The sequence below is a fragment of the Providencia vermicola genome (assembly GCF_010748935.1).
GTDB classification, from domain to species: Bacteria; Pseudomonadota; Gammaproteobacteria; order Enterobacterales; family Enterobacteriaceae; genus Providencia; species Providencia zhejiangensis.
Genome location: NZ_CP048796.1, coordinates 1,989,292 through 2,001,948 on the forward strand (window position 1 = coordinate 1,989,292; position 12,657 = coordinate 2,001,948).

Below are 12,657 nucleotides of genomic sequence, written 5' to 3' on the forward strand. Positions count from 1 at the left end.
ACTCGGCTCATTTGATATTGGCCTTAGCGCCAATTCGGCTGCAAATCGGGGTCAATAACCGCATATACTTGCTGGTAGCTATGTTTATCATCCACAAGATTTGCGAGTAACATCGCCACATCTTCTCGACTGACAACACCATGAGCTTCGCCTTTGACTAGCTTGGCGTTATAAGTCGCTGCTGTATTCATTAAGCCACCCGGTCTTAAGATAGTGTAGTTTATCTCACTTGTTTTTAAATAAGATTCAGCCATGGTTTTTTGGCGAACTGACTGACCAAAAAGTGATTTTGCTCTAGGGGATAAGGTTGACCAACTGTCACCACAACCGATTGACGTGACAAGTAATAAACGACTTATCTGAGATTGTTCTGCCTTGCGGATGATATTGTAGTTACCGTAAAAATCGGCTTGGCCACCGCCTATCGTAGTAAAAATAATGCTATCGGTTGTTGTGTCAGCGAAAAGAGACTCTAAAGAGGCGATATCAGTGGCATCACCAATAAAGGCTTGCATGCCTGCTGCTGCTAATGTTTCAGCATCTACTTGATGACGAACTAAGACGGAAACGCGGTGACCCTGAGCTACGCCCCATTTTGCTAATAACAGACCAATACCTTTTGTCGCACCAAAAATTACCCAATGAGCCATGTCATTTTCCTTGCGGTAATATTCATTAAATAGGAATGTGATGGTTTAGGTTGGTATTATTAACAATGCATTAATATTTATCTACAAATAAAAAAAGCCCTGCAATTAGCAGGGCTTTTTGTCGTAAAGAGAAGGGTTATTCAAAACTTGCGGGTTTTGCCATTCCAGATGTTGCATGGTTAGTTGCCACGTGGCCACCAGCACCTTTACCAACAAAAGTTGATGCTTCACGTTGGTAAACTTTAATCTCGAATGAAGATTCAACGACTTCAGGCGCAGGCGCTTTCATCATTGGCGAGGTTGCGTGGCGGATAGCCTTGTTAGTGACTATCACAGCAGGTTTTGATACTTTTTCTGCGATAACAGGTGCTTCCACGGCTTCAGTTGAAACTTGTTCAACCTCAACAGCCATAGACTGTGGTTGTATGACCCGTGTTTCTTCTGTATCCGCAACAGGTTGAGCTTGTTCAATAACGGTATTTTCAATCACTTCTTCTACAATAGTCGTAGATTCAACCGCAGGTTGTTTTTCATCACTCACGACTTGTGATTGAACAGTTTCTTGAGCTGACTGAGCAGGCTGTTCGGTATGTACAGCGATAACCGGTTCCGCTTGCGGAGCACTTGCAGGTTCAAGCGTCATGACTTGTGAATCGGTTGATTCAGCAACAATCTCAGCTTCTTCGACGTCTGTTTTTTGCGTTTGCTCAACAGTGACGACCTCAGTAACTTCTTGCGAGGATTGAGTCGCTGAAGAAGAAATCGCTTCCGCTGCCTCAACCGTTGCTACGGCTAAAACACCTTGTTGTTCAAGCATTTCTTCATTGGTGATGATCGCCATGGATTCTTGCTGTGGTTGAACAAGCGGGTAACTGATACACACTTTACCTGAAGCCAGCTCAGGAGAAGCAACAGCGGCGAACAGCGGCATTGGTGATTTAGTTAAATGGCGCTCATCACGATAACGACGGCGACGTTGACCACTGACACGCAAGTGACGTGGTGAACGACGTGAGCGACGAGGAATGATCGTGTCTTGCTTCTCTTCCTCATTGCCTTGGTTATCTTGTGAATGCTCCTCGTTAACGTCAACAAGTTCGATATCTTGCTCAGCGATGTGTACTGGTGCCGGTAATGCTGCAACCGTTTTAGCACTGTTTTGGGTAACGACTTCAGCCTTGGTCGGATCTTCGTTTTGTTCAACAATGTCTACGGTATCAGTGATACGTACCTTCTGAGTTAACTGACGACGCTGACGGCGCGGTGTGACTGGGCGCGGTTGAGCTTCTTCTTTCTCAGTAGCGGTGGTATCGGTATCTTGAGTCGCATCTTGTTGAGCTTTAGCGGCCTGTTGTTGGCGTTTCTCATCTTGACGACGACGACGTTCAGCACGTTGCTCACGACGCTGTTGTTGTTGAGCTTCGCGGCTAGCATTATCAACAGTTTGCTCTTCTTGTTGACCGGAATTTTTATTGTTACGGCCTTTACGATTGTTATTATCGTCTGCTTGAGCATTACGGTTAGAACGATTTTCGCGGTTATCGCTGTTTTCATCACGATCACGGCGATTATTACGGCGATTGTTGCGGCGTTCATTATGACGACGTTTATCGTTACCCGAGTTCTGACGGTTTTTCTCGACAGGTTTTTCGGCAACTTTCTCTTCTTCACCGAATATCTTTTTAAAGAACGCAGCGAGTTTGCTGAATAAACCCGGTTGAGCATCGACTTTAGCCGTTTGTTTTGCTGGCTCAGGACGTGTTTTGCTCTCTTTTGGCTTAGCCACTGCTGTTTGCTCTACAGGTTCTTGTAAAGCAAATGCAGAAATAGCCGGCTGCTCAGGCATTTTGCGTTCAGCAGCAGCGTCTTCTGTACCATTTAATGTTTCGGTTTCGTGGTATTGCGCAAGGTTGTAACTCAGAGTGTTAACTTCTTCACCTTTACGAATACGGATCACGTGGAAGTGAGGGGTCTGCATTTGGTCGTTTGGTACGATAACCACACGAACATTTCGCTGACGAGTCTCAATTTCACTTACGGCTTTACGTTTTTCGTTGAGTAGATAAGAAGCGATTTGTACAGGGACAATCGCATGAACTTCATGAGTATTTTCTTTCAGTGCTTCTTCTTCAATTAAACGAAGTACAGATAGCGATAAAGACTCATTATCACGAATGGTTCCGGTTCCCGAACAACGAGGGCAGACATGGTGGCTAGATTCACCCAAAGATGGGCTTAAACGCTGACGGGACATTTCTAATAGGCCGAAACGTGAAATACGTGCGATTTGAATACGCGCACGATCTTGACGAACAGCTTCACGTAAACGGTTTTCGACTTCACGTTGATGCCTAACTGGCGTCATGTCGATAAAGTCAATAACAATGAGACCACCAAGGTCACGGAGGCGTAATTGACGTGCAATTTCATCTGCCGCTTCAAGGTTAGTATTAAATGCAGTTTCTTCGATATCACCGCCACGAGTAGAGCGTGAGGAGTTAATATCAATAGCGGTGAGAGCCTCTGTGGTATCAATAACCAAAGCGCCCCCTGAAGGAAGACGAACTTCACGTTGGAACGCAGATTCGATTTGTGATTCGATCTGATAGTGGCTAAACAGCGGAACATCACCGCTATAATATTTGATTTTGCTGGCAAAATCGCCACGGCCAATGGCTTCAATATGGTTACGCGCCATCTCGACAACTTTTGGGTTATCAATCAGGATTTCACCAATATCAGGACGCAGATAATCACGGAATGCTCGTACAATCACATTACTTTCTTGGTGGATTAAGAAAGGAGCCGGACGGTTTTCAGCCGCTTTTTTGATGGCTTCCCAGTGACGTAGACGATACAACAAATCCTGTTGTAAAGACTCTGCTGATTTGCCAACACCTGCGGTACGGACAATCAAACCCATACCATCTGGAATTTCGAGCGAAGACAACGCTTCTTTTAATTCCGTACGATCTTCACCTTCAATACGACGAGAAATACCGCCAGCACGTGGGTTATTTGGCATTAAAACCAAGTAGCTTCCAGCTAGGCTAATAAAGGTAGTGAGTGCGGCACCTTTGTTGCCACGCTCTTCTTTATCAACTTGAACGATCACTTCTTGGCCTTCCTTGAGAACATCTTTAATATTAGGACGACCTTGGGAGTGATAGTTGCTTGGGAAGTATTCGCGAGCGATCTCTTTGATGGGAAGGAAACCGTGTCTTTCAGCACCGTAATCAACAAAAGCAGCTTCTAGACTAGGTTCAATACGAGTGATTTTACCTTTGTAAATATTTGCCTTTTTTTGCTCATGACCTGGACTTTCGATATCCAAATCATAGAGTCGTTGCCCGTCAACAAGGGCAACACGCAACTCTTCCTGTTGAGTCGCGTTTATTAGCATTCTTTTCATATTGTTACTTACTCATTATTTTTCTTTCAATAATAGAGCAGCGAAAAAGGGAGCTATTGTAAACCGATGGCCTCGTGATTTTTACAAAACCGCCTGCCTCCCGGCAGTCGTTCGTATAGAGACGCGCAGTATTCGGTGAACCTGATTTTTAGATTAAAAATTCAGCGTTCTTAATCAGGAAGCCGTCATAATTGTATTAACGGAAGTTCCTAACCCAAAAAGCTAATAATCGTTGCTCGCTAATTATTTGATTTCGCGAAGCGTCTTACGCCATTGCTGCACTTGTACTCAATCAAATAGTAAATTTGTATCTTATGCCAATTATCGTTTTATCGAACATGGTGGCAATTGCATATTATTCCATTGCCGACCTCATTATAGCAAGTCGAGACATGAGTTATATGAAAATTTTATTTAGAAATATGACTAACAAGCTATTCTTTGACCAATTAAAAAAAAATGATAAAAAAATTTACGGAGTCGGTATGATATATCCTGCAAATAAGGTCGTAATTTAATCAACCAGAGTTAACATATTTTTGAATGAAAACACAAAATCAAGTTCAGTTTATCGATATTGGCGATGACGAAGCCGGACAACGAATCGACAATTTTCTGCTCGCAAAATTAAAGGGTGTGCCTAAAAGTATGATTTATCGCATTATCCGTAAGGGAGAAGTGCGGGTGAATAAGGGGCGCATCAAACCTGAGTATAAGCTTGCCGCAGGTGATCAAGTTCGTGTTCCGCCAGTCAGGGTTGCAGAGCGCGAAGCAGCGCCCGTTTCGGCAAAACTGGATAAAGTCTCCGCTTTGGCTGATTGTATCCTGTATGAGGACGACGCAATATTAGTGATTAACAAGCCTTCTGGTACGGCAGTGCATGGCGGAAGTGGGCTTAGTTTTGGGGTCATTGAAGGATTGAGAGCATTACGTCCAGAAGCTCGTTTTTTGGAATTGGTGCATCGTCTTGATCGCGATACGTCAGGGATATTATTAGTGGCGAAGAAACGCTCAGCACTGAGGGCGTTGCATGAGCAATTACGTCTTAAACAGATGCAAAAAGATTATCTGGCGTTAGTACGCGGGCAGTGGCAATCCCATACTAAAGTGATTCAAGCGCCATTACTGAAAAATATTTTACAAAGTGGTGAGCGCGTTGTTCGAGTAAGTCCTGAGGGAAAACCTTCAGAAACGCGTTTTAAAGTTGAAGAGCGTTTTGCACAAGCCACGTTAGTCAAAGCCAGTCCGGTTACGGGGCGTACGCATCAAATTCGCGTCCATACGCTGCATGCAGGGCATCCGATTGCATTTGATAACCGTTATGGGGATAAGCAATTCGATAGCCAATTAGCCGGTACAGGGTTAAAAAGATTATTTTTACATGCGAGTTCGCTGAAATTTATACACCCTAAAAGTGGCGAAGAGATGCGCTTACAAGCGCCACTTGATGACGAATTGAATCAGTGCTTGAAGGCTCTACGCGCACAAAAACAACATTAATATCGTGAGATTGCTAGTAAGAGGTCGGTAGGGTTCCTGCCGACCTCTCTAGCCTCTTTTTAATCGCTTAACGGATTAAATCCGTAGTGACGTAGCATGTCCAGTAATAGGATTAGCGGTAAACCAATTAATGTGTTTGGATCGCGTCCTTCTAACTTATCAAACAAAGCGATACCAAGCCCTTCCGATTTAAAACTTCCTGCACATTGATAAGGTTCTTCTTTGCGTAAGTAAGTGTCGATTTCGTGATCACTTAAAGCGCGAAAATAGACATTAAATAATTCACATTGCACATTATAACTGCCTGTTGCGGAGTCTAATAAGCACAGCCCAGTATAAAATGTTATCTTGCTTGCTGAGGCTTGCTTCAACTGTTTAAACGCATTGTCGTAATTGAGTGGTTTACCGACAATTTTCCCATTAATGACGCAAACCTGATCCGAACCAATGATTAAATGTTGTTGATGCTGTTCGCTAATGGCATGGGCTTTTGCGTGGGCGAGACGAGTCACTAATGCTTCAGCGGATTCATTTAATATCGGGGTTTCATCCACATTGGGCGCAACGGCTAAAAAGGGCACACCTAGCTTCTTTAGCAACTGCTGCCGATAGGGTGAGGTTGATGCTAAAATAATCGATTTCATATTTTTTCTCGAAACTCATAGCCAAAAGGGTGAACTCATTTTAAACTATCCGGCGCTTAACAGGCGATTTTTTGGTGAAAAGGCGAGTTTTGTCCGCCTTTTTCTTTGACTATAGCTCATTACAAAGTTAATATGCGCGCCTTATGCAAAAGGTAAAATTACCCCTGACTATCGATGCGCAGCGTGCAGCTCAAAAAAACCTCGACTATGTCGGGAGTTACACGCCTGAGCAGGTAACACGTATTGCTGAATCAGTAGTCAGTGTAGACAGTGATGTTGAGAGCGAATTATCATTTAAAATTGATAATCAGCGTCTGACGGTCATAGAGGGGCATTCTGATGTGGATGTCACCCTACAATGCCAGCGTTGCAGAAAAGATTTCAAGCATCATGTTTACGTATCGTATTGTTTTAGTCCTGTCGTCAATGACGAAAAGGCCGAAGCATTACCGGAAGCCTACGAACCAATTCAAATTGATGAATTTGGTGAAATAGATTTGCTGGGAATGATAGAAGATGAAATAATTCTTTCCTTACCAGTGGTTCCGGTTCATGATTCTGAACACTGTGAAGTGTCCGAAGCGGACATGGTTTTTGGTGAACTACCTCCAGAGGCGGAAAAACCAAACCCATTTGCCGTATTAGCCAGTTTAAAGAAAAGTACTTAAGGAGTAAGGTCAATGGCCGTACAACAGAATAAACCAACTCGTTCAAAACGCGGTATGCGTCGTTCACATGATGCACTGACTGCTACCCTAGTTTCTGTAGACAAAACTTCAGGTGAAACCCACCTGCGTCACCATGTGACAGCAGACGGTTATTACCGTGGCCGTAAGGTTATCAACAAGTAGTTTCTGATTTACACGTTGATACTTTGGCTAATCTAACCATTGCGTTAGATGCTATGGGCGGGGATGTTGGTCCCCGCGTCACAGTGCCTGCTGCATTGCAGGCTCTGGCATCTAATCCATCACTCAAATTACTGCTAGTCGGTCAACCTGACGCCATTCAACCTCTGCTTGCACAACAAAGTGTCGAGCTGACTTCTCGTGTCGAAATTATTCCTGCTGAAAACGTGATTGCTAACGATGCTAAACCCTCTACGGCAATAAGACAAAGCAAAGGAACATCGATGCGAACGGCGTTAGAGTTAGTCAAGACTGGGCAAGCACAAGCGTGCGTGAGTGCCGGTAATACTGGGGCGCTGATGGGCTTGGCGAAACTGATGTTGAAATCGATTGAAGGCATTGAGCGACCTGCGTTGATGACAATTTTGCCGAATCAACAAAAAGGTCAAACAGTGGTGCTGGATTTAGGGGCTAACGTCACGTGTAACAGTGAAATGCTGGTGCAATTCGCTGTGATGGGGTCAGTGGTTGCAGAAGAAGTGGCTAAGATTGTCTCACCGAGAGTGGCACTGCTGAACATCGGTGAAGAAGAAACCAAAGGGTTGGATAATATCCGCGAAGCCGCCGCACTCCTCAAAGAAACTGCGGCAATAAATTATATCGGTTATGTTGAAGGCAATGAATTGCTAACAGGCAAAACGGATGTACTAGTCTGTGACGGCTTCGCAGGTAACGTCACGCTAAAAACAATGGAAGGGGTGATCCGTGTCATTCTTTCATTGTTAAAATCAACAGAAGAAAGCAAAAAGAATAAAAAACCTAGCTGGTTGATGCAACTGGCTAAAAAATGGCTTAAAAAACGACTTATGAAGCGTTTTGGGGAGCTGAACCCCGACCAGTATAATGGTGCAACTCTGTTAGGATTAAAAGGAATTGTCATTAAAAGTCATGGCGCAGCAAATGAAAATGCATTTAAAGCGGCTATTGAACGTGCAGTTCAAGCAGTAGACAGACAAGTTCCAGACAGAATAGCAGCTCGACTGAATATCGTATTACCCAGGAGTGATCAATAACCTATGTATAGCAAAATATTAGGCACAGGCAGCTATTTACCCGCACAAATTAGAACGAATGCTGACCTGGAAAAAATGGTTGATACTTCTGATGAGTGGATTGTGACTCGCACAGGTATTCATGAAAGAAGAATTGCAGGCGAAGATGAAAGTGTTGCGGTAATGGGGTTTCACGCCGCACAAAAAGCGTTAGAAATGGCTCAGGTCGATAGCAGTGACATTGGGTTGATTGTTGTTGCTACAACGTCATCGACTCACGCGTTCCCAAGTGCCGCATGTCAAATTCAACAAATGTTAGGTATTCACGATTGTGCGGCATTTGATGTTGCTGCTGCTTGCGCGGGTTTCACCTATGCGATTAGCATTGTTGACCAATTTGTAAAAACGGGCATGGTAAAAAAAGCATTGGTCATTGGCGCTGATGCACTCTCTAAAACATTAGACCCGAATGATCGTGGTACGATTATCTTATTTGGTGATGCAGCAGGGGCCATGGTTATTGGCGCTTCTGAGCAACCCGGTATTTTATCGACACACCTTCATGCCGATGGCCGTTATGGTGATTTGCTGGCGCTGCCAAATCGTGAGCGCGGCTCAGAAGATGAAGCCTATTTAACCATGACGGGCAACGAAGTATTTAAAGTTGCTGTACGTGAGTTAGCTCACATTGTTGATGAAACATTAGCGGAAAGTGGTATTGCAAAAGAAGAACTCGATTGGTTAGTGCCGCATCAAGCGAATTTACGCATCATTTCAGCAACAGCAAAAAAACTGGATATGACCATGGAAAAGGTGGTTGTGACGCTTGATAAACATGGTAATACCTCTGCTGCATCGGTGCCGACCGCATTTGATGAAGCCGTGCGTGATGGGCGTATCCAACGTGGCCAGTTAGTGCTGTTAGAGGCATTCGGTGGTGGCTTCACTTGGGGCTCTGCACTCGTTCGTTTTTAATTTACTGAGAAAATAGACATGACACAATTTGCTATGGTTTTTCCCGGTCAGGGATCTCAGTCTCTTGGTATGTTGTCTGCATTAGCGGCAGAAAGTCAGCTTGTAGAGCAAACATTCGCTGAGGCGTCTGAAGCATTAGGTTATGACCTCTGGGCACTTGTCCAGAATGGACCAGAAGAAGAATTGAACAAAACATGGCAAACTCAGCCTGCTTTGTTAGCTGCATCTGTCGCTATCTTCCGCGTTTGGCAAGAAAAACAAGGGCCAATGCCTACAATGATGGCAGGGCATAGCTTAGGTGAGTATTCTGCGTTAGTGTGTGCTGGTGTCATCGATTTTAAAGCCGCCATTAAACTGGTTGAATTACGTGGTAAATTAATGCAAGAAGCGGTCCCAGAGGGAACCGGAGCCATGTATGCGATTATCGGTTTAGATAACGAATCTATTGAAAAAGCTTGTCAGGAAGCCGCACAGGGTCAAGTTGTATCGCCTGTGAATTTTAACTCTCCGGGACAAGTCGTTATTGCAGGTGAAAAAGAGGCAGTAGAACGCGCGGGTGCAGCCTGTAAAGAAGCTGGGGCTAAACGTGCGTTGCCATTATCAGTCAGTGTTCCTTCGCATTGTGCGTTAATGAAACCAGCGGCTGAAAAATTAGCGGTTGCATTGCAAGACATCACGTTTAATCAGCCAAATTTCCCAGTTATCAATAACGTTGATGTAAAAATTGAACAATCAGCTGAAAATATTCGTGATGCTTTGGTTCGTCAATTGTATAATCCGGTTCGTTGGACTGAAACTGTAGAATTAATGGCAGATCAAGGTATTGAACACCTTGTTGAAGTAGGCCCAGGTAAAGTGTTAACTGGTCTTACCAAGCGTATTGTCTCTAATTTAACTGCCGTTGCAGCCAATGATCCTGTATCATTAGGCACTGCGTTAGAAAACCTCTGAGGACGATATGAGCTTTGAAGGAAAAATTGCACTGGTAACAGGCGCGAGTCGCGGTATTGGTAAAGCAATTGCTTTAACACTTGCTGCGCGTGGTGCGACTGTTATTGGTACAGCAACAAGCGATAAAGGAGCAGAAGCGATTTCTGCTTATTTAGATGGAAAAGGCAAAGGTTTTGCTCTGAATGTGACAGACCCTGCATCAATTGATGAAACCTTGAATAATATTCGTCAACAATTTGGCGAAATTGATATACTGGTTAACAATGCAGGTATCACTCGTGATAACCTTTTGATGCGTATGAAAGATGATGAGTGGCAAGATATTATTGACACCAATCTATCATCCGTTTACCGTTTATCTAAATCCGTATTACGCGCCATGATGAAAAAACGTTGTGGGCGCATTATTTCAATCGCATCTGTTGTGGGTGTGATGGGAAATGCGGGGCAGGCGAACTATGCAGCAGCGAAAGCTGGGCTAATTGGTTTTAGCAAATCATTAGCACGCGAGGTTGCTTCCCGTGGTATCACCGTCAACGTCGTTGCTCCTGGTTTTATTGAAACTGATATGACCAAAGCATTGACAGATGAACAGCGTGCAGGCATTTTATCTCAAGTTCCTGCCGATAGGCTGGGTGATGCGCAAGAAATTGCCAGTGCTGTAGCGTTTTTAGCTTCTGATGAAGCTGGTTACATCACAGGTGAAACATTACATGTCAATGGCGGCATGTACATGATCTAAAGAAATGATGGAACCATTTGCATTATTAGTGTTAATTAGCGCAAAATAATGCAAAATTTAGGTTCCAACAGCCGGGATTGGGTTGTATCTTTTCCTGTATTTTATAAACTACGAAAACCATCGCGAAAGCGAGTTTTGATAGGAATTTTAATAGTATGAGCACTATCGAAGAACGCGTTAAGAAAATCATCGTTGAGCAACTGGGTGTTAAAGAGGAAGAAGTTGTAACAACAGCTTCGTTTGTTGATGACTTGGGCGCTGATTCTCTTGACACAGTTGAGCTGGTTATGGCTCTGGAAGAAGAGTTCGATATCGAAATCCCTGACGAAGAAGCTGAAAAGATCACAACAGTGCAGGCTGCGATTGACTACGTCGAGAACGCATCTAAGTAATTGTTTTAAAACTTATCTAGGCGGTCACTCGACCGCCTATGTTTCTTTGGTAACTTTTTCCCTCCTTGGAGGATATACGTGTCTAAGCGTCGTGTAGTCGTAACTGGACTGGGCATGTTATCTCCTGTCGGCAATACAGTTGAATCATCATGGAAAGCTGTTTGTGACGGACAGAGTGGTATCAGCCTCATCGAACATTTTGATACTACAAACCATGCAACTAAATTTGCTGGTGTAGTGAAAGATTTCAATTACGAAGATTATGGTATCTCCCGCAAAGAAGCACGGAAGATGGACCCATTCATCCAGTATGGTATCGCTGCTGGCTATCAAGCCATCAAAGATGCAGGTCTGGAAGTAACAGAAGCCAATGCTACTCGTATCGGTTTGGCGATTGGTTCTGGTATTGGTGGTCTAGGCTTAATTCAAGAGAACTGTGAAGCACTACAACACGGCGGTCCTCGTAAAGTTAGCCCATTTTTCGTTCCTTCTACGATCATTAACATGGTCGCAGGTCATCTGAGCATTATGTACGGTTTCCGTGGCCCAAGTATTTCTATTGCCACTGCTTGTACCTCAGGTGTGCACAATATCGGTCATGCGGCTCGTATGATCGCTTATGGTGATGCGGATGTTATGCTCGCAGGTGGCGCTGAAAAAGCAACAACACCATTAGGTGTTGCTGGTTTTGGTGCTGCACGTGCTCTTTCTACTCGTAATGATGACCCACAAGCAGCTAGCCGCCCATGGGATAAAGACCGTGATGGTTTTGTGCTGGGAGATGGTGCGGGTATTATCATTCTTGAAGAGTATGAGCACGCTAAAGCACGTGGTGCTAAAATCTATGCAGAAGTCTCTGGCTTCGGCATGAGTAGTGATGCCTATCATATGACATCACCTCCTGAAAATGGAGAAGGTGCAGCGTTGGCGATGATGAATGCTCTGCACGATGCTGGAATTGAAGCAAACGACGTGGGCTATATCAATGCTCATGGGACTTCAACGCCAGCGGGTGACTTAGCTGAAGCCCAAGCCGTTGTATCTGTCTTTGGTGAAGACACTAACGTACTGGTTAGCTCAACCAAATCGATGACTGGTCACCTATTAGGTGCAGCTGGCGCGATTGAGTCTATCTTTACGATCTTATCATTGGCTGATCAGATTGTTCCGCCAACGATTAATCTGGAAAACCCAGATGAAGCCTGCAAACTGGATTTCGTTCTAGGTGAAGCAAGAAAAGTGGAAAACATGGAGTATGCTCTGTGTAATTCATTTGGTTTCGGCGGCACCAATGGCTCATTAATTTTCCGTCGTTATCACCAAGAGTAAATTAATCTAACATTATTGCCTTATTATTAGCGCTATAATGTATTTAAAGCCCCAGTATGTTCCATACAGGGGCTTTTCTTTTATTGTCATTTTGCAGTCTCAGTCAGTTTAGTTTATGATAATAAACATCCTGTTACTGACTGATTTATCAGCCATTATTAT

General features: G+C 44.0%; 12 protein-coding genes. 9 read left to right on the forward strand and 3 right to left on the reverse strand.

The window, feature by feature from the left end:
- Positions 1 to 23: 23 nt before the first annotated feature.
- Together G3341_RS08880 and rne are read right to left on the reverse strand one after the other, a co-directional pair.
- On the reverse strand, positions 24 to 650 hold the full coding sequence (locus G3341_RS08880; protein ID WP_154624454.1) for an NAD(P)H-binding protein: 627 nt from the start codon (positions 648 to 650) through the stop codon (positions 24 to 26).
- A gap of 136 nt (positions 651 to 786) precedes the next feature.
- Entirely contained in the window at positions 787 to 4,062 is a 3,276-nt protein-coding gene (gene rne, locus G3341_RS08885) for a ribonuclease E (protein WP_163861351.1), read from the reverse strand.
- A gap of 543 nt (positions 4,063 to 4,605) precedes the next feature.
- Between rne and rluC the strand changes: the two genes are divergently transcribed.
- Positions 4,606 to 5,562 carry a 23S rRNA pseudouridine(955/2504/2580) synthase RluC gene (gene rluC / locus G3341_RS08890; RefSeq protein ID WP_154624452.1) on the forward strand — a complete coding sequence of 319 codons (957 nt, stop codon included), beginning with the start codon at positions 4,606 to 4,608 and terminating at the stop codon, positions 5,560 to 5,562.
- A 59-nt stretch (positions 5,563 to 5,621) separates the two neighbouring features.
- Here rluC and G3341_RS08895 read toward each other — a convergent pair whose 3' ends face one another.
- Positions 5,622 to 6,206 carry a Maf family protein gene (locus tag G3341_RS08895; protein ID WP_154624451.1) on the reverse strand — a complete coding sequence of 195 codons (585 nt, stop codon included), beginning with the start codon at positions 6,204 to 6,206 and terminating at the stop codon, positions 5,622 to 5,624.
- 143 nt (positions 6,207 to 6,349) lie between these two features.
- Here G3341_RS08895 and yceD point away from each other — a divergent pair, with 143 nt between their 5' ends.
- From yceD to fabF, 8 genes are all read left to right on the forward strand, one after another.
- Positions 6,350 to 6,874, forward strand: a complete 525-nt coding sequence (gene yceD / locus G3341_RS08900) for a 23S rRNA accumulation protein YceD (RefSeq protein WP_154624450.1) — start codon at positions 6,350 to 6,352, stop codon at positions 6,872 to 6,874.
- A 12-nt stretch (positions 6,875 to 6,886) separates the two neighbouring features.
- Complete coding sequence (gene rpmF, locus G3341_RS08905; protein WP_004253223.1) at positions 6,887 to 7,057, forward strand: 50S ribosomal protein L32; 171 nt, start codon at positions 6,887 to 6,889, stop codon at positions 7,055 to 7,057.
- 23 nt (positions 7,058 to 7,080) lie between these two features.
- Positions 7,081 to 8,127 carry a phosphate acyltransferase PlsX gene (plsX, locus tag G3341_RS08910; protein WP_154624449.1) on the forward strand — a complete coding sequence of 349 codons (1,047 nt, stop codon included), beginning with the start codon at positions 7,081 to 7,083 and terminating at the stop codon, positions 8,125 to 8,127.
- Between the two features lie 3 nt (positions 8,128 to 8,130).
- Positions 8,131 to 9,081, forward strand: coding sequence for a beta-ketoacyl-ACP synthase III (locus G3341_RS08915; RefSeq protein WP_154624448.1), 951 nt, complete (start codon positions 8,131 to 8,133; stop codon positions 9,079 to 9,081).
- An 18-nt stretch (positions 9,082 to 9,099) separates the two neighbouring features.
- Positions 9,100 to 10,032, forward strand: coding sequence for an ACP S-malonyltransferase (fabD, locus tag G3341_RS08920; protein WP_154624447.1), 933 nt, complete (start codon positions 9,100 to 9,102; stop codon positions 10,030 to 10,032).
- Positions 10,033 to 10,039: 7 nt separating this feature from the next.
- Positions 10,040 to 10,774, forward strand: coding sequence for a 3-oxoacyl-ACP reductase FabG (fabG, locus tag G3341_RS08925; RefSeq protein WP_154624446.1), 735 nt, complete (start codon positions 10,040 to 10,042; stop codon positions 10,772 to 10,774).
- A gap of 155 nt (positions 10,775 to 10,929) precedes the next feature.
- Complete coding sequence (gene acpP, locus G3341_RS08930) at positions 10,930 to 11,166, forward strand: acyl carrier protein (protein ID WP_099110956.1); 237 nt, start codon at positions 10,930 to 10,932, stop codon at positions 11,164 to 11,166.
- 78 nt (positions 11,167 to 11,244) lie between these two features.
- Positions 11,245 to 12,495 (forward strand): beta-ketoacyl-ACP synthase II, encoded by a 1,251-nt coding sequence (fabF, locus tag G3341_RS08935; protein WP_163861354.1) that lies wholly within the window; start codon positions 11,245 to 11,247, stop codon positions 12,493 to 12,495.
- The last annotated feature ends 162 nt before the right edge of the window (positions 12,496 to 12,657 follow it).

Bases quoted from the DNA above. Each gene is read 5' to 3' on its own strand.
- rluC (WP_154624452.1), top strand. From the start codon at position 4,606: ATGAAAACACAAAATCAAGTTCAGTTTATCGATATTGGCGATGACGAA.
- rne (WP_163861351.1), bottom strand. From the start codon at position 4,062: ATGAAAAGAATGCTAATAAACGCGACTCAACAGGAAGAGTTGCGTGTT.
- rpmF (WP_004253223.1), top strand. From the start codon at position 6,887: ATGGCCGTACAACAGAATAAACCAACTCGTTCAAAACGCGGTATGCGT.
- fabD (WP_154624447.1), top strand. From the start codon at position 9,100: ATGACACAATTTGCTATGGTTTTTCCCGGTCAGGGATCTCAGTCTCTT.
- G3341_RS08915 (WP_154624448.1), top strand. From the start codon at position 8,131: ATGTATAGCAAAATATTAGGCACAGGCAGCTATTTACCCGCACAAATT.
- yceD (WP_154624450.1), top strand. From the start codon at position 6,350: ATGCAAAAGGTAAAATTACCCCTGACTATCGATGCGCAGCGTGCAGCT.
- fabG (WP_154624446.1), top strand. From the start codon at position 10,040: ATGAGCTTTGAAGGAAAAATTGCACTGGTAACAGGCGCGAGTCGCGGT.
- G3341_RS08880 (WP_154624454.1), bottom strand. From the start codon at position 650: ATGGCTCATTGGGTAATTTTTGGTGCGACAAAAGGTATTGGTCTGTTA.
- G3341_RS08895 (WP_154624451.1), bottom strand. From the start codon at position 6,206: ATGAAATCGATTATTTTAGCATCAACCTCACCCTATCGGCAGCAGTTG.
- acpP (WP_099110956.1), top strand. From the start codon at position 10,930: ATGAGCACTATCGAAGAACGCGTTAAGAAAATCATCGTTGAGCAACTG.